This is a genomic window from Pseudomonas sp. Tul2A7, from assembly GCF_054790505.1.
In genome coordinates, this window is the sequence record NZ_CP186499.1 from 4950351 (window position 1) to 4966254 (window position 15904).

At 59.5% G+C, this 15904-nt stretch carries 16 protein-coding genes; 11 read left to right on the top strand and 5 right to left on the bottom strand.

The window, feature by feature from the left end:
- Positions 1-57: 57 nt before the first annotated feature.
- From ACOYXJ_RS22085 to ACOYXJ_RS22095, 3 genes are read right to left on the bottom strand one after another with little or no spacing between them, the layout of a single operon-like run.
- A complete protein-coding gene (locus ACOYXJ_RS22085) occupies positions 58-1005 on the bottom strand; it encodes a dihydrodipicolinate synthase family protein (RefSeq protein WP_460371395.1) in 948 nt (315 codons plus the stop codon).
- 56 nt (positions 1006-1061) lie between these two features.
- Positions 1062-1988: a 4-hydroxyproline epimerase gene (locus ACOYXJ_RS22090; protein WP_460371396.1), complete on the bottom strand. Its 927-nt coding sequence runs from the start codon at positions 1986-1988 to the stop codon at positions 1062-1064.
- Between the two features lie 22 nt (positions 1989-2010).
- Positions 2011-3636, bottom strand: a complete 1626-nt coding sequence (locus ACOYXJ_RS22095; RefSeq protein ID WP_460371397.1) for an APC family permease — start codon at positions 3634-3636, stop codon at positions 2011-2013.
- 231 nt (positions 3637-3867) lie between these two features.
- On the opposite strand from ACOYXJ_RS22095, the gene ACOYXJ_RS22100 reads away from it, so the two are divergent.
- Positions 3868-4638 carry a PAS domain-containing protein gene (locus ACOYXJ_RS22100; RefSeq protein WP_460371399.1) on the top strand — a complete coding sequence of 257 codons (771 nt, stop codon included), beginning with the start codon at positions 3868-3870 and terminating at the stop codon, positions 4636-4638.
- A 112-nt stretch (positions 4639-4750) separates the two neighbouring features.
- Here the strand turns inward: ACOYXJ_RS22100 and ACOYXJ_RS22105 are convergent, their stop codons facing one another.
- Entirely contained in the window at positions 4751-5347 is a 597-nt protein-coding gene (locus tag ACOYXJ_RS22105) for a LysE family translocator (RefSeq protein WP_460371401.1), read from the bottom strand.
- Positions 5348-5402: 55 nt separating this feature from the next.
- Positions 5403-6239, bottom strand: a complete 837-nt coding sequence (locus ACOYXJ_RS22110) for an AraC family transcriptional regulator (protein WP_460371403.1) — start codon at positions 6237-6239, stop codon at positions 5403-5405.
- 137 nt (positions 6240-6376) lie between these two features.
- Here ACOYXJ_RS22110 and ACOYXJ_RS22115 point away from each other — a divergent pair, with 137 nt between their 5' ends.
- The 10 genes from ACOYXJ_RS22115 (at position 6377) to catA (ending at position 15814) form a co-directional block, all read left to right on the top strand.
- Positions 6377-6652 carry a hypothetical protein gene (locus ACOYXJ_RS22115; protein WP_102899113.1) on the top strand — a complete coding sequence of 92 codons (276 nt, stop codon included), beginning with the start codon at positions 6377-6379 and terminating at the stop codon, positions 6650-6652.
- 67 nt (positions 6653-6719) lie between these two features.
- The gene (locus ACOYXJ_RS22120) at positions 6720-7649 is read left to right on the top strand and encodes a bifunctional helix-turn-helix transcriptional regulator/GNAT family N-acetyltransferase (RefSeq protein WP_460371405.1); all 930 of its coding nucleotides are present in this window, start codon (positions 6720-6722) and stop codon (positions 7647-7649) included.
- Between the two features lie 874 nt (positions 7650-8523).
- Positions 8524-9480, top strand: a complete 957-nt coding sequence (locus ACOYXJ_RS22125) for a helix-turn-helix domain-containing protein (protein WP_460371407.1) — start codon at positions 8524-8526, stop codon at positions 9478-9480.
- 141 nt (positions 9481-9621) lie between these two features.
- Positions 9622-10977, top strand: a complete 1356-nt coding sequence (gene benA, locus ACOYXJ_RS22130; protein ID WP_460371409.1) for a benzoate 1,2-dioxygenase large subunit — start codon at positions 9622-9624, stop codon at positions 10975-10977.
- Positions 10977-11465, top strand: a complete 489-nt coding sequence (gene benB / locus ACOYXJ_RS22135; protein ID WP_460371411.1) for a benzoate 1,2-dioxygenase small subunit — start codon at positions 10977-10979, stop codon at positions 11463-11465. The genes benA and benB overlap by 1 nt, the downstream gene beginning before the upstream one ends.
- A gap of 20 nt (positions 11466-11485) precedes the next feature.
- Positions 11486-12499 (top strand): benzoate 1,2-dioxygenase electron transfer component BenC, encoded by a 1014-nt coding sequence (gene benC, locus ACOYXJ_RS22140; protein WP_460371413.1) that lies wholly within the window; start codon positions 11486-11488, stop codon positions 12497-12499.
- Positions 12500-12520: 21 nt separating this feature from the next.
- Positions 12521-13282 (top strand): 1,6-dihydroxycyclohexa-2,4-diene-1-carboxylate dehydrogenase, encoded by a 762-nt coding sequence (locus tag ACOYXJ_RS22145; RefSeq protein WP_460371415.1) that lies wholly within the window; start codon positions 12521-12523, stop codon positions 13280-13282.
- A gap of 23 nt (positions 13283-13305) precedes the next feature.
- Positions 13306-14427: a muconate cycloisomerase family protein gene (locus ACOYXJ_RS22150; RefSeq protein WP_460371417.1), complete on the top strand. Its 1122-nt coding sequence runs from the start codon at positions 13306-13308 to the stop codon at positions 14425-14427.
- 15 nt (positions 14428-14442) lie between these two features.
- Positions 14443-14733 carry a muconolactone Delta-isomerase gene (catC, locus tag ACOYXJ_RS22155; RefSeq protein WP_460371419.1) on the top strand — a complete coding sequence of 97 codons (291 nt, stop codon included), beginning with the start codon at positions 14443-14445 and terminating at the stop codon, positions 14731-14733.
- Between the two features lie 163 nt (positions 14734-14896).
- The gene (catA, locus tag ACOYXJ_RS22160) at positions 14897-15814 is read left to right on the top strand and encodes a catechol 1,2-dioxygenase (protein ID WP_460371421.1); all 918 of its coding nucleotides are present in this window, start codon (positions 14897-14899) and stop codon (positions 15812-15814) included.
- Positions 15815-15904: the final 90 nt, after the last annotated feature.

The window sequence follows — 15904 nt, forward strand, 5'->3', positions numbered from 1 at the left end:
GAAAAGGGAAATGCCTGCCGCGTAGCACTACGCATCGCGGCAGGTGAGGCTGAGGTGTCAGGCGAAGCTCTGTTCCGCCGACCAGTTCTCGTACCAGTGACGGAACAGCGAGTACTGCTTCTCGGCATAACGCCGCTGCGAATCGCTCAACGCATCCGTTTCGTTGAAGTGCAGGGTGTATTCCTTGTCGCCGTTGAGCACCATCAGGTGTTTGTAATACAGCACCAGATCGCAGCCTTCATCGAACGACGACAACACCGACAGTGCCGATTCCAGCTCCCGCGCCTGACGACGGGCCTTGGCATCTCCTTGTGCGGCCTTCTTGCTCAGCGCCACCAATTGCAGCACTTCGCGGGGCAGGGCGTTGCCGATACCGGTGATCGCGCCGGTGGCGTTGCAGTTGACGAAACCGTGGACCACCTGCGTGTCGACGCCGACCATCAAGGTCACGTCATCGTCCTTGGAGGTGATGTTTTCGGCGGCGTAACGCAGGTCAGCACCACCGCCGAATTCCTTGAAGCCGATCAGGTTCGGGTACTCGCGACGCAGTTCGAAGAACAGGTCGGCGCGGGTGGCGAAGCCGTAATAAGGGCTGTTGTAGATCACTGCCGGCAGGTTCGGCGCGGCTTGCAGAATCGCTGCAAAGTGGGCTTTTTGCGCAGTCGCCGAAGCACCTCGGGACAGTACGCGCGGTATCACCATCAGACCCTGCGCGCCGACTTTCGCCGCGTGCGCTGCATGGGAAACCGCTTCTCGTGAGTTCACTGCGCCGGTGCCGACGATGGTTGGAATCCCGGCAGCGACCAGACGCGCCACGCCTTCCTGCCGTTCAGCCTCGGTGAGCAACGGCCAGTCGCCCATCGAACCGCAATAAACCACGGCGCTCATGCCGATATCGATCAGCTCGCGTCCTTTGGCCACCAACGCGTCGAAGTCCGGTTTGCGCTGGGCGGTACACGGGGTCATCAGGGCCGGCATGCAACCGGTGAAGATGTTGTCGCTCATTGTTCTTAACTCCTTGGCACATCATTCAAATTGAGGTGAAAAGTCAGCGCGGTGGCTCAAATGCCCCAGGCGAACGGGTCTGCTTCGTCGATCAGCAAGGTGCTGTCGGCGGTCATGTAAGCGCGGCCAGTGATGAACGGGCGCACTCGTTCGCCGTCCCATTCGAAGCGGCCTTCGAACTGGCTGCCGGTGATGCTCGCCTGCACCCAGGTTGCACCGGGTTGCAGCTTGTCGTCGGCGGCCAGACAGGCGAGTTTGGCGCTGGTGCCGGTGCCGCACGGGGAGCGGTCGTAGGCTTTGCCAGGGCACATGACGAAGTTGCGGCTGTCGGCCTGATCGTCATCGGCGAACAGTTCGATGTGATCGATTACCGCGCCGTCGTCGCCGTAAATGCCTTGGTCTTTGAGGGCCTTGAGCATCGCCCAGGTGTACGCCGTGAGGTGTTCGACGTTGTCCATCGTCAATGTCTGGCCGTGTTCGGAGACGAGGAAAAACCAGTTGCCGCCGTAAGCGATATCGCCGAATACGCGGCCGTAACCCGGCACATCCACCGGTACCTGTTTGCCGTGGCGATAAGCGGGGACGTTGCCCAGGGTGACGGTTCCGTCCTCATGCAACGTGGCGCTGACCGGGCCGACCGGGGTGTCGATCTTGTGGATGCCCGGTTCGATTTTTCCCAGGTACTGCAACGAGTTGATCAGGCCAATCGTTCCGTGGCCGCACATGCCCAGATAACCGGCGTTATTGAAGAAAATCACCCCGCAGGTGGCGTCCGGCGAGACCGGCGCGCAATACAACGCGCCGACCAATACATCATTGCCGCGTGGCTCCAGCAGGCAGGCGCGGCGCCATTGATCATGCTGAGTGCGCAGCGCGTCGCGTTTTTCCACCATGCTGTTGCCGGGCAGATCGGGGAAGCCGTTCATCACCAGACGCGTGGGTTCACCGCCGGTGTGGGAATCAATGACGTGTAGTTCTTTCATGAATAGATCCCGTTGGATGATTTCAGTAGGCGCCGGCAGGGCGTGCAGAAACGGTCGAGGCAGGGGCGTTGACTTCGCTTTCCTCATCGTCCTCTTCCAGACGCAGCAGATGCGCCGGCACACCGGTCGCTGCGCCCCAGTAATAAATGCCGGTGGCGCATGCGGCGACGACAATCGTGTCGAATGGATGAGCGAGGATGCCCAGGCCGCCAAAGGTGCCGAGCTTCGACAGCACGATGGTTACCGCGTAGAAGGCGATCAACCACGCCGAGGAGCGCACTTGGCTGGCCAGATTGAGGTGAGCGGTCGGCACGAAACGGCCGCACAGCAGATAGACGACGAACATCAGGATTTGCAGGCCGAGCAGCCACGACACGGTGTTCCAGCCCGACCAATAGACGATCAGCGCGGCGATGATGAACGACACCGGCCCGAGCAGCCCCATGCACTTGACCCGGAACGGCCGCGGCATGTCTGGCGCATTGCGGCGCAGAGCTGCCACCGACACTGGCGCCACGGCGTAGCTCAATACCAGCGCGGCGGAGACCACGTTGATCAACGCTTCCCAAGACGGGAACGGCAGGGTCCAGAACACCGACAGGGCGAAGGTCAGCCACAGCGCCGGGCGCGGGATGCCGGACTTCTCATCGATATGGGTGAAGACCTTGAAGAAGGTGCCGGTCTGCGCCCAGCCGTAGATCACGCGCGGGGTTGCATTCATGTAGATGTTGCCGCAACCGCTTGGCGAGATCACCGCATCGGCGACCACCAGCCAGGCCAGCCAACCCACACCCAGTGCCAGCGCGATGTCGCGGTACGGCAGGGAAAACTCCTTGCTGATACCGGCCCAGCCATTGGCGAGCATTTCGGTCGGGATGCTGCCGAGAAAGGCCATTTGCAGCAGTACATAAATCAGCGTCGACAGCAGCACCGAGAGGATCAGTGCGATGGGAATGGTGCGCTGTGGATTCTTCACTTCACTGGCCACCGAGATGATCGGCGTCAGCCCCAGATAAGCGAAAATCACACCGCCCGCCGATACCGCCATTTCGATACCGGACAAGCCGAACGGGGCGAAACCTTGTACTTGGAAGTTGGCCGGTTCGAAGAAGGTGAACAGCACGCCGATCACCAGCAGTGGCACGATGAATTTGAATACGCTGACCAGATTATTGGCCTTGGCGAAGGTCTTCACGCTGCGGTAGTTGAGCAGGAAGAAAATGCAGAGCAGACCAAACTGCACCATCCACCCGAGGATCGTCGGATCGCCGCTGCCAGCCTTGGTCAGCTCGGGAAACCATGCCGCCGCGTATTGGCGCGAAGCAACCACTTCGATCGCCACCAGACTGGAAAACGCAATCAGGGTGATAAAACCCATCAAGTAGCCGAGCAACGGCCCGTGGGAGTACACCGGGTAACGCACCACGCCACCGGCACGCGGCAGTGCAGCGCCGAGTTCACAGTAGACGATGCCCAGCAACAACACGGCGAAGCCGCCCAGCAGCCAGGAAAAAATCCCCGCCGGCCCGGCAATGGCGGACACATGACTGGCCGCGAACAACCAGCCGGAACCGAAGATCGCCCCGAGCCCGATAAATGTGAGGTCGATCAGTGAAAGCTGTTTTTTGAACTTGCCTTGGCCTGACATGGCATCGCCTTCTTGTGAGTTATTGGATAGGCAGTTGTGTCACTGGGACGGCCAGACTTTGAACTCATCGATGGTGTGGCGATTGATGTTTTGCGGTGGCTTCGATGACGAAATCAGCACAATCGCACTGGCGAAACGTGGCCCTCGACAGGTCTTGAGCGATGCTGCAATCTGCACGCGAAGGCCGCATGGCGGGCGCTTCGTCCATTCACGTTAGGAGGGGGTTGTTTGATGCAGCAGGCGTTTTCGATCCTGTCTCAAGGCATTGATGGGCATCGTCCGCAGACACTGGAGGAACTCTTGGCCGGCGCGGCGCTGTTGTTGCCGATGCTCGATGTGATCCCCAACGCGGCGATTTTCATCAAGGATGTGCAGGCCCGTTACGTGCTCGCGAATCGCACGCTGGTGCAGCGCTGTGGCTTGAAGGATTTACGCCCGTTGCTCGGCAAAACCAGTGCGCAGGTGTTCCCGGCGCAATTCGGGCCGGGCTACACCGAGCAGGACCGCAAGGTGCTGGAGGAGGGCTTTGTACTGGAGGATCAACTTGAGCTGCACCTGTACGGCAGTCGCGAACCGGGTTGGTGCCTGACGCACAAGCAGCCGCTGTACAACCGTGACGGGGTCATTATTGGTCTGGCGGGAATCTCGGTTGACCTGCAATCGGCCAGTGAAACGCACCCGGCATTCGAACGGCTGGCGGCAGTCGATGAGCATATCCGCGCGAATTTCAATCGCCGCGTCACCCTCGGTGAACTGACCCGCATCGCCGGTATTTCAGTTGCGCAGCTGGAGCGTTACTGCAAACGCGTGTTCCACCTGACGCCACGGCAGATGATCCAGAAAGTACGCCTTGAACACGCGCACCGGTTGTTGCATACCGACCTGCCGATTACCGATGTGGCGCTGCAATGCGGCTACACCGATCACAGCGCCTTCACTCGGCAGTTCAAGGCCTCGACCGGGTTTACTCCGCGCGAGTATCGGCAGGCCACCTCACCCTGATGAAATGGTATTGAAGCGCTTTGTAGGAGCTGCCGAAGGCTGCGATCTTTTGATTCTGTCTTTTAAGATCAAGATCAACAGATCGCAGCCTTCGGCAGCTCCTACAGTGGAGTTATTTCAGGACAGTCAGCCATGCCGAGAGCAGTAACAACAGCGCCAGTGCCGCATTCATCCGCTTGAACGCCTTTGGCGATCCCATCAATCGCGCACTGCCCACACCCAGCAACGCCCACAACGTCATGCATGGCAACGACACCAGCAAAAACGCCAGTGACAAAACCAGCAGTCGCAGGGTCTTGTCACCACCGCCGACAAACACGCTGACCACCGCCACGGCCATCATCCACACCTTGGGGTTGACCAGTTGCAACATGGCCGCGCCCAGCACGCTGAAACCTTCCTCCTGTGCATCGTCCGAATTCAGCGATGGCGGCGGGCTGCGAAAGATCTGCCACGCCAGCCAACTCAACCAGAGCACACCGCCCCAGGCCATGGCTTGCTGCACACGCGGATAGCGCAGCAACGTTTCGCCGGCACCGAGGCCAACCACCAGCACGATCAACGCCGCCGCCGCGCAGGCGCCAAAAATGATCGGCAACGTGGCAAGCAAGCCTTGGCGCGAACTGTGGCTCAACACCAGAATATTGGTCGGCCCCGGTGTGATCGAGGCGACGAAAGCAAACAGCAAAAAGGGCAGTAGTGACGCCATGATCCGAACTTCCTGAAAGTGAACACAGGCATCCATGATCGCCAGTCGGTGCGCATCAGTCTGGAAGGTTTGAGCAGCGCTTGCGGTAGTCGGCAGGGGTGAGTTGGTAGGCGCGGCGGAACCAGCGGCCGAGATGACTCTGGTCGGCAAAACCGAGCACGCTGGCGACCTGCGCCGGCGTCTCACCCCGGGCCAGCAACTGCCGCGCCTTGGCCAGACGCAGCTGGATCAGGTACGCGTGTGGGGCCAGGCCAAAAGCAGACTTGAAGGCGCGGCTGAGACGAAAACGGTCGACCCCGCAGACCCGCGCGAGATCATCGAGACCGATATCTTCATAGGTGTGCGCGTGCAGATAATCCCGCGCCAGTTGCGCCACCAACGGCAGGCGCGGATCGAAAACCTGGCGCTTGCGCCAGTCGAGATGGCGCGTGAGCGAGCTCAGCAAGCCATCGACGGCGGTCTGCCGGACGATGCGCAGATCACCGTCATGCAACGCCTGGAAAGCGTGGCTGATCGCTGTGGCCAGACGCGGATCCTGGCTCAGCGTGTCGGCAAAACCGGGCTGGCTGTCGGACGGTGCGTCTTCGAACAGCGCATGCAGTTCACGCTCCAGCCAGTGCGGATCGAGGTAGAGCATCGAATAGGTAAAACCTTCCTCGGTCGGCGCTTGCCCATCGTGGATTTCCCCCGGCTCCAGCAGGAACACGTTGCCCGGCGTACTGCGATGGCGCACGCGGCGGCAATTGAACTGCTGCACACCTTGCTCGGTAACGCCGACGAGGAAGCTGTCATGCCAGTGCGGATCGTAGGCATGGCCCTCAAAGTGAGCGCGAATCGATTCAATCCCGGTGTCGACATCCTGGGACAGCTCGATCCAGTTGCGTTTATCCACGAAGGCTCCAGAGTTCGCCATTGAAAGGTGCGGCCCCATAAAATACCGCGCAATGCTCGTCGACGTTTAGAAGATTTGTGCAGGTGAGGGGGCTAGACTCTGTAGGTCACGGCCCCTTTGGCGACAGGTGGAATGCGATGATGAACCGATGCTCGCGTGGGGTTTTACTCACCTTGATCGCCCTCAGCCTGGCGCTGACGGCAGGCTGCTCAAGCCGCAAACACTATCCGCCCTCCGGCGTTGGGGACGCCTGCTACGCCAAAGCCTTGCCGTCGGTCGGCGAGGGCGGTCTGGCGTGGGGTTCCAGTTTGAACATGGCCCGGCAGAAATCGATGAACAACTGCATCCGTTATGCCGGGCGCTCCGGGGGCACGCCGAACACCTGTCAGGTGGTCTTGGCCAAATGCAAATAGCTTTCTGTTGACATGGTTGCTTTAGGCAAATATATAGTTGCCTCAAGCAATTATCTGAGTGTTTGCCATGTCCAGCAGCCATCTCCTCGAGCAAGCCGACGTCGTGCGCGGCTTCAATCGCTTCTACACCCATCAGATCGGCGTACTGCAGGAGCATCTGCTGCAAAGCGACTACTCGCTGACCGAGCTACGCATTTTGTATGAGCTGGCCTCGCGCGGTGATCTGACCAGCGCTGATCTGCGCCAGATGCTCGGCCTCGACGCCGGTTATATGAGCCGCATCATCAGCGGTTTCGAGAAGCGCGGCCTGATCCAGAAAGTGCCGTCACCCACGGATGCTCGCGCTGCGCAATTACACCTTACTGACCTGGGCCGTGAAATCCTGATCCCGCTGGAAAAGGCTTCCCGCGAACAGATCGTCGCCATGCTCGAGCGGTTGTCTGAACCGCAGCAGAAACAACTGATCGGCGCCATGACGCTGATCCAGACACTGCTGCAAGGCAACAAGGATTCGAACTACGTGTTACGCGATCCGCAGCCCGGCGACATGGGCACGGTGATGCAACAACAAGCGGCCCTGTATTCCCGTGAATACGGTTGGAATTCGGAGTTCGAGGCGCTGGTGGCCGAGGTGGTCGCCAAATATCTGCGTGATTACGACCCGACAAGCGAGCGCTGCTGGATTGCGGAAAAGGACGGCAAGGTTATTGGCTCCGTGTTCATCGTCCGCCAGGATGCAACAACCGCCAAACTGCGCATGCTCTACGTCGACGCCAGCGCGCGGGGCTTGGGCATTGGCAGCCGTCTGGTCGAGGAGTGCCTGCGCTTTTCCCGGCAGATCGGTTACCGGAAAGTGACCCTGTGGACGACCAGCAACCTGACGGCTGCACGCAAGATTTATCAGCAGGCCGGGTTTGAGTTGGTGGAGGAAGAAGCGATTCACAGCTTTGGCAAGGATCTGGTGAGTCAGACGTGGGCGCGGGGGGTTGTGATCTGATTTTCATCGTCGGGTAAAGTGAAAAGGCAGACGAAAAAAAACCGCCTTTGCGGGGCGGTTCTTTTGTAAACCTCGGTTTGCGGCTGAGGTTTGTTGCTTCACTAGCTGCTTTAACGTTCGCTCATGGTAGGAGTCTTTGTGCCCCCTTGCAAGGTTAAAGTTCGTATGAAACTGGTTGTTTGCGCTATTTCATTTCCAGAAAAAGCTGGCAGAAATAATGCTTAACAAAACAGAAAATTACTTTTCCTGAAAGCCTTTGAATGAAGGTTATGATGCGGGCGCTCACTTGTTCGAACAGCGGTGAGGCCAGGCTGGTGACTCAACGGTTTCATGCCCTTTGACACGGTTTTGCACCCGTGCCGGAATGATGTTTCGGAGGGATTTCAACCGGCCGCCTCACTAGCTGCTTTAACGTGCAGGCTGAAGGCACGCATGATCCGGTAAGCTTGCCGGAGGTTTGGCCCCCAGCCCTGGAGGCCAAAACGTATGAAGCTTTTGCTGCGTACGCTGAGCCTTGTATGGAGATTGTTTAAAGCCTTTCGCTTTTACGAGTTCCTGCGAGACCACTTTGACGACCTGAAGTAACGGCCGTTGAGGTGGGAGAAGCCCGTTTCAGTTTCGTCTGGAACGGGCTTTTTTTGGTTTTAAAGCTGTCATAAGTATGATTTTTCAGTGTCGGTTTTTTTGGCGTGTAGGGCCTTTCTTCGGCAAATGTTTGCATTGTTCAAACCACTCTGTAATCCGCAAAAAAACGTTCGATTATCGAGCACCCAAACCTTCGTCCAATTGCCCACCCTGAAACTCCGGCGTACTGTGAGTCGTGATGCCTGAAACCCCGTGATCCCAAAATAACGACAACAACGAGCAATGCCCCATGGACAGCCATCTGCTGAGCGATCGCAGCAGCGTGTTCCGTCACGCTGACCCTTATGTCGTCTCCGACTACGTCAATCAGCACGTCGGCCAGCACTTCATCGGCCTGTCCAGAACCGCCCACCCGCAAGCCAGCCTCAACCATCGCAAACTCGCCGATCTCGATCTGGCCCGCATCAGCTATGGCGGCAGCGTGCGCGTGACCTCAGTGGCGCTGGAGACCGTTTACCACCTGCAAGTGCTCTTGCAAGGCAATTGCCTGTGGCGCGGGCACAAGCACGAACAGCATCTGGTGCCCGGCGAGTTGCTGTTGATCAACCCGGATGATCCGGTTGATCTGACGTACTCGGAAGACTGCGAGAAATTCATCCTCAAGGTGCCGGTCAGCGTGCTCGAATCGGTGTGCGACGAGCAGCGCTGGCAGCACCCCTCCAGCGGTATCCGTTTCCTGCGCAATCACTATCGGCTGGAAGAGCTGGAAGGCTTCACCAACCTGCTCGCGATGATCTGCCAGGAAGCCGAGGCCAGCGATCCGTTGCTGCGGGTGCAGGAGCATTACGCGCAGATCATCGGCAGCAAACTGATTTCGCTGATGAACACCAATGTCAGCCGTGAGTGCCTGAGCGCGCCGAACGTCAGCTTCGAGCGCATCATCGATTACATCGAGCGCAATCTGAAACAGGACCTGCCCGCCGAACATCTGGCGGCGCAGGCGAGCATGAGCCCGCGCTCGCTGTACGCTTTGTTCGAGCGCCAGCTCGGCATCACGCCGATGCAATACATTCGCCAGCGCAAGCTTGAACGTATCCACGCCTGCCTCAGCGATTCAAGCTGCCCGGTGCGCAACCTCACCGAACTGGCATTGGACTACGGCTTCCTGCACCTGGGCCGTTTCTCCGAAAGCTATCGCCAGCAATTCGGTGAACTGCCATCGCAAACCTTCAAACGCCGCCACTGATAACTCCCTTCGAAACATGCCGAATCATCTGCCGCGCCATCCTGCACAAAACGGATAGCGATCTGCAGGATTCGGCTATTGCCCCGTGCATCGCCTCCCTAACCTGACCTGGCCTGAACAATAACAATGGAGGCCCCGGCCATGTCCCTGGGAATCGACTACCTCAATGCCATGCTCGAAGAAGACAAAGAGAAGGGCGCCTACCGCTGCAAGCGGGAGATGTTCACCGATCCGCGGCTGTTCGAACTGGAGATGGCGCACATCTTCGAAGGCAACTGGATTTACCTTGCCCACGAAAGCCAGCTCCCCAACAACAACGATTTTTTGACCACCACCATGGGGCGCCAGCCGATATTCATCGCGCGTAACAAGGACGGTGTGCTCAATGCGTTTCTCAATGCCTGCAGCCATCGTGGTGCGATGCTCTGTCGGCACAAGTCCGGCAATCGCTCCAGCTACACGTGCCCGTTTCACGGCTGGACGTTCAACAACAGCGGCAAACTGCTCAAGGTCAAGGACCCGAGCGAGGCTGGATACCCGCAAGGTTTCAACTGTGAAGGCTCTCACGACCTGACCAAAGTCGCGCGTTTCGAGTCCTATCGCGGCTTCCTGTTCGGCAGCCTGAATGCCGATGTGAAATCCCTTGCTGAACATCTGGGTGAATCCGCCAAGATCATCGATATGATCGTCGATCAGTCGCCAGAAGGCCTGGAAGTGTTGCGCGGCTCCAGTTCGTATATCTACGAAGGTAACTGGAAACTCACCGCCGAAAACGGTGCTGACGGCTACCACGTCAGCTCGGTGCACTGGAACTACGCCGCCACCCAGAACCAGCGTCAACAGCGCGAAGCGGGCGAAGCGATCAAGACCATGAGCGCCGGCAGTTGGGCGAAGAAGGGCGGCGGTTTCTACTCGTTCGATCACGGCCATCTGCTGCTCTGGACCCGTTGGGCCAATCCTGAAGATCGTCCCGCCTATGAGCGCCGCGACGAACTGGCCCGTGATTTCGGCCAGGCCCGCGCCGACTGGATGATCGAAAACTCGCGCAACCTGTGCCTGTACCCCAACGTGTACCTGATGGATCAGTTCAGCTCACAGATCCGCATCGCCCGGCCGATCTCGGTCGACAAGACTGAAATCACCATTTACTGCATCGCCCCCAAAGGCGAGAGCGCCGAGGCGCGCGCGAAACGCATTCGGCAGTACGAAGATTTCTTCAACGTCAGCGGCATGGCCACACCGGATGACCTCGAAGAGTTCCGCTCGTGCCAGACCGGTTATGGCGCTGGCCGTGGCTGGAATGACATGTCCCGTGGCGCCACCCACTGGGTCGAAGGCGCCGATGCCGCAGCCGAAGAAATCGACCTCAAACCACTGCTCTCCGGCATGCGCACCGAAGACGAAGGCCTGTTCGTGCTGCAACACAAGTACTGGCAGGAAACCATGCTCAAGGCCGCTGCCACCGAACCACATCTGATCCCCGTGGAGGCTGTGTGATGAGCAACCTCTACGACACCGTGCGCGATTTTCTCTTCCGCGAAGCGCGCTATCTCGATGACGGCCAGTGGGATCAATGGCTGGAACTGTACGCCGCCGATGCGACCTTCTGGATGCCGGCCTGGGACGACAACGACACGCTCACCGAAGACCCGCAAAGCGAAATCTCGCTGATCTGGTACGGCAACCGTGGCGGCCTCGAAGACCGCATCTTCCGGATCAAGACCGAGCGCTCCAGCGCGACCATCCCCGACACCCGCACCTCGCACAACCTGAGCAACATCGAAATCGTCGTGCAGAGCGCAGACGAGTGCCAGGTGCGCTTCAACTGGCACACCCTGAGCTTTCGCTACCAGGTCACTGACAGTTACTTCGGCAGCAGTTTCTACACCCTCGATCTGCGCGGCGAACAACCGCTGATCAAGGCCAAGAAGGTCGTGCTGAAAAACGATTACGTCCGTCAGGTCATCGACATTTATCACATCTAGTCGACACGACGAGGTGCACCATGAATTTCCAGATTGCGCTTAATTTTGAAGACGGCGTCACCCGTTTCATTGAGGCTGGCGACCATGAAACCGTGGCCGATGCGGCGTATCGCCAAGGCATCAACATCCCGCTGGACTGCCGCGACGGCGCCTGCGGCACCTGCAAATGTTTCGCCGAGGCCGGGCGTTACGACATGGGCGATAACTTCATTGAAGATGCCTTGAGTGCTGACGAACTCGCGCAAGGTTATGTGCTGACCTGCCAGATGCGCGCTGAAAGCGATTGCGTCGTGCGAGTGCCGGCAGGCTCGCAGGTGTGCAAGACCGAACAAGCGAACTTCCAGGCCTCGATCAGCGATGTGCGGCAGTTGTCCGAGAGCACCATCGCCTTGTCGATCAAGGGCGAGGCGCTGAGCAAGCTGGCGTTTCTGCCGGGCCAGTACGTCAATTTGCAAGTGCCCGGCAGTGAGCAGACCCGTGCCTATTCCTTCAGCTCGTTGCAGAAGAACGGTGAGGTCAGCTTTCTGATCCGCAACGTGCCTGGCGGCTTGATGAGCACCTTCCTCACCGGGTTGGCCAAGGCCGGCGACAGCATGACGCTGGCCGGGCCGCTGGGCAGTTTCTACCTGCGCGAGATCAAACGGCCGCTGCTGTTGTTGGCGGGCGGCACCGGCCTGGCACCGTTCACCGCGATGCTGGAAAAGATCGCCGAGCAGGGCAGCGATCATCCCGTGCATTTGATCTACGGCGTGACCAACGATTTCGATCTGGTGGAACTAGATCGTCTCGAGTCCTTTGCCGCACGGATCGCCAATTTCAGCTTCGGCGCCTGCGTGGCCAATCCGCAGAGTGCGCATCCGCTCAAGGGCTACGTCACCCAACACATCGAGCCGCGCCATCTCAATGAGGGCGACGTCGACGTCTACCTATGTGGCCCGCCACCGATGGTTGAAGCCGTCAGCCAATACATCCGCGAGCAGGGCATCACTCCCGCGAATTTCTACTACGAAAAATTCGCCGCAGCGGCTGCCTGAAACCCTTCTTTCGAGGTTGTCATGAACAACAGATTCTCCAACAAGATCGCGCTGGTCAGCGGCGCGGCGCAGGGTATCGGCCGCCGCGTCTGCGAACGCCTGCTGAACGAAGGTGCGCAAGTCGTCGCCGTCGATCGCTCTGAACTGGTTCACGAACTGCAAGGCGAGGGCGTTCTCGCGTTGACCGCCGACCTTGAGCAATACGCCGATTGTGCACGGGTCATGGCCGAAGCCATCAACACCTTCGGCCGACTCGACATCCTGATCAACAACGTCGGCGGCACGATCTGGGCCAAGCCGTTCGAGCATTACGAAGTCGAACAGATTGAAGCCGAAGTTCGCCGCTCGCTGTTCCCGACCCTGTGGTGCTGCCACGCCGCGCTGCCGTACATGGTCAAGCAAGGGCGCGGCGCCATCGTCAATGTCTCGTCGATTGCCACCCGTAGCATCAATCGCGTGCCGTACGGCGCGGCCAAGGGCGGCATCAATGCGCTGACCGCGTGCCTGGCGTTCGAGAACGCCGAGCGCGGCATTCGCGTCAACGCTACTGCACCGGGCGGCACCGAAGCGCCGCCCCGGCGCATCCCGCGCAATGCCGGCGAACAGTCGGCGCAGGAGCAGGCCTGGTATCAGGAAATCGTCGCGCAAACCCTCGACAGCAGCCTGATGAAGCGCTACGGCAGCCTCGACGAACAGGTCGGCGCGATTCTCTTTCTCGCCTCTGACGACGCCTCGTACATCACCGGCGTGACTTTGCCGGTCGGCGGCGGCGACCTCGGTTGATCACGTTTTCAAGGGACACAGACATGCAGAGAATTCTGATTGAAAGCGTATCGACGATCATCGTCGATCTGCCGACCATTCGCCCGCACAAACTGGCGATGCACACGATGCAAAAACAGACTCTGGTGATCCTGCGTCTGCGTTGCAGCGACGGCATTGAAGGCATCGGTGAAGCGACCACCATCGGTGGCCTCGCTTACGGTTATGAAAGCCCGGAAAGCATCAAGGCCAATATCGACGCGCACTTGGCGCCGGCGTTAGTGGGCATGGACGCCAACAACATCAACGCGGCGATGCAGCGGCTCGACAAGATCGCCAAGGGCAATACCTTCGCCAAGTCCGGCATCGAAAGCGCATTGCTCGACGCCCAAGGCAAGCGCCTCGGTCTGCCGGTCAGCGAACTGCTCGGCGGCCGCGTGCGTGACAGCCTCGAAGTGGCCTGGACCCTGGCCAGCGGCGACACCGCCCGCGATATCGCCGAAGCCGAGCAGATGCTTGAAGCGCGTCGCCATCGCATCTTCAAATTGAAGATCGGCGCCAATCCGCTGGAGCGAGATCTCAAGCATGTCGTGGCGATCAAAAAAGCCTTGGGCGAGCGCGCCAGTGTGCGGGTTGACGTTAACCAGTATTGGGACGAATCCCAGGCGATTCGCGGCTGCCAGGTGCTCGGTGACAACGGCATCGACCTGATTGAACAACCGATTTCACGGGTCAACCGTTCCGGGCAGATTCGCCTGAATCAGCGCAGTCCGGCGCCGATCATGGCCGACGAGTCGATCGAAAGCGTCGAGGATGCTTTCAGCCTCGCCGCCGACGGCGCCGCCAGTGTATTCGCCCTGAAGATCGCCAAAAACGGTGGCCCGCGTGCCGTGCTCAGAACCGCGCAGATCGCCGAGGCCGCCGGCATCGCGCTGTACGGCGGCACCATGCTCGAAGGCTCCATCGGCACGCTGGCCTCGGCGCACGCCTTCCTCACGCTCAAACAACTGACCTGGGACACCGAGCTGTTTGGGCCGTTGTTGCTGACCGAAGACATCGTCACTGCAACGCCGCAGTACCGCGATTTCCACCTGCACATCCCGCGAACTCCAGGCCTTGGCCTGACGCTGGATGAAGAGCGTCTGGCGCGTTTTCGCCGCCACTGAATCAGGAGAACCAGCATGTTGTTCCACGTAAAAATGACCGTGAAATTGCCTGTCGAGATGGACCCGTCGCTGGCCGCCCGGCTGAAGTCGGACGAAAAGGAACTGGCGCAACGGCTGCAACGCGAAGGCGTCTGGCGGCACCTGTGGCGCATCGCCGGGCACTACGCCAATTACAGCGTATTCGATGTGCCGAGTGTTGAGGCCCTGCACGACACGCTGATGCGCTTGCCGTTGTTTCCCTACATGGACATTGAGGTTGATGGCCTGTGCCGGCATCCGTCGTCGATCCACAGCGACGACCGCTGACCCAACCTGGTCCCTGTAGGAGTGAGCCTGCTCGCGATAGCGGTGTGTCATTCAGCATCGATGGCAACTGGCAGACCGCTATCGCGAGCAGGCTCACTCCTACAAGGGACGGTGCAGGAACTCAAAAACTGCGTCGACACAACAACAAGATGAGGTAACCACCATGACCGTGAAAATTGCCCACACCGCCGAGCTGCAAACGTTCTTCAAAGAAGCCGCCGGTTTTACCAACGACGACGGCAACTCCCGGCTGAAAACCATCGTTCTGCGCATCTTGCAGGACAGCGCCAAGATCATCGAAGACCTCGAAATCAGCGACGACGAGTTCTGGAAAGCGGTCGATTATCTCAATCGTTTGGGCGCGCGTTCCGAAGCCGGACTGCTGGTCGCCGGCCTTGGCATCGAGCACTTCCTCGATCTGTTGCAGGACGCCAAGGATGCACAGATCGGCTTGACCGGCGGCACGCCACGCACCATCGAAGGTCCGCTGTACGTTGCCGGCGCGCCCCTGTGCGAAGGTGAATGCCGAATGGATGACGGCAGCGAAGAGGGCGTCGCCACCGTCATGCACCTTGAAGGCCAGGTATTCGATCTTCACGGCCAACCATTGGCCGGTGCCACCGTTGATCTGTGGCACGCCAACACCAAGGGCACCTACTCGTTTTTCGACTCGAGCCAGTCCGAGTACAACCTGCGTCGACGCATCATTACCGACGCCGATGGCCGTTACCGCGCTCGCAGTATCGTGCCATCCGGCTATGGCTGCGACCCGCAAGGGCCGACCCAGGAATGCCTGAACCAGCTCGGCCGCCATGGTCAGCGCCCGGCCCATGTGCATTTTTTCATCAGCGCACCGGGGCATCGGCACCTGACGACGCAGATCAATCTGTCGGGTGATCAATATCTGTGGGATGACTTCGCTTACGCGACCCGTGAAGGGTTGGTCGGGGAGGTGGTGTTCCGTGAAGATGCGGTGTCGGGGCGCTATGCCGAGCTTAAGTTCGACTTCCAGTTGCAATCGGCGCCGGACGCCAGTGCGGAACAACGCAGTCAGCGGCCGCGTGCATTGCAAGACGCTTGATACCGCGTCGACTGGTTCCCTCACCCTAACCCTCTCCCAGAGGGAGAGGGGACTGACCGCGTTGTTGTTAAGCATCACGCCGACCTGAAC

Coding starts and splice junctions, on each gene's coding strand:
- benC (WP_460371413.1), top strand. CDS start 11,486: ATGAATTTCCAGATTGCGCTTAATTTTGAAGACGGCGTCACCCGTTTC.
- ACOYXJ_RS22120 (WP_460371405.1), top strand. CDS start 6,720: ATGTCCAGCAGCCATCTCCTCGAGCAAGCCGACGTCGTGCGCGGCTTC.
- ACOYXJ_RS22115 (WP_102899113.1), top strand. CDS start 6,377: ATGATGAACCGATGCTCGCGTGGGGTTTTACTCACCTTGATCGCCCTC.
- ACOYXJ_RS22095 (WP_460371397.1), bottom strand. CDS start 3,636: ATGTCAGGCCAAGGCAAGTTCAAAAAACAGCTTTCACTGATCGACCTC.
- ACOYXJ_RS22105 (WP_460371401.1), bottom strand. CDS start 5,347: ATGGCGTCACTACTGCCCTTTTTGCTGTTTGCTTTCGTCGCCTCGATC.
- catC (WP_460371419.1), top strand. CDS start 14,443: ATGTTGTTCCACGTAAAAATGACCGTGAAATTGCCTGTCGAGATGGAC.
- benB (WP_460371411.1), top strand. CDS start 10,977: ATGAGCAACCTCTACGACACCGTGCGCGATTTTCTCTTCCGCGAAGCG.
- ACOYXJ_RS22125 (WP_460371407.1), top strand. CDS start 8,524: ATGGACAGCCATCTGCTGAGCGATCGCAGCAGCGTGTTCCGTCACGCT.
- ACOYXJ_RS22150 (WP_460371417.1), top strand. CDS start 13,306: ATGCAGAGAATTCTGATTGAAAGCGTATCGACGATCATCGTCGATCTG.
- catA (WP_460371421.1), top strand. CDS start 14,897: ATGACCGTGAAAATTGCCCACACCGCCGAGCTGCAAACGTTCTTCAAA.
- benA (WP_460371409.1), top strand. CDS start 9,622: ATGTCCCTGGGAATCGACTACCTCAATGCCATGCTCGAAGAAGACAAA.
- ACOYXJ_RS22090 (WP_460371396.1), bottom strand. CDS start 1,988: ATGAAAGAACTACACGTCATTGATTCCCACACCGGCGGTGAACCCACG.
- ACOYXJ_RS22100 (WP_460371399.1), top strand. CDS start 3,868: ATGCAGCAGGCGTTTTCGATCCTGTCTCAAGGCATTGATGGGCATCGT.
- ACOYXJ_RS22085 (WP_460371395.1), bottom strand. CDS start 1,005: ATGAGCGACAACATCTTCACCGGTTGCATGCCGGCCCTGATGACCCCG.
- ACOYXJ_RS22145 (WP_460371415.1), top strand. CDS start 12,521: ATGAACAACAGATTCTCCAACAAGATCGCGCTGGTCAGCGGCGCGGCG.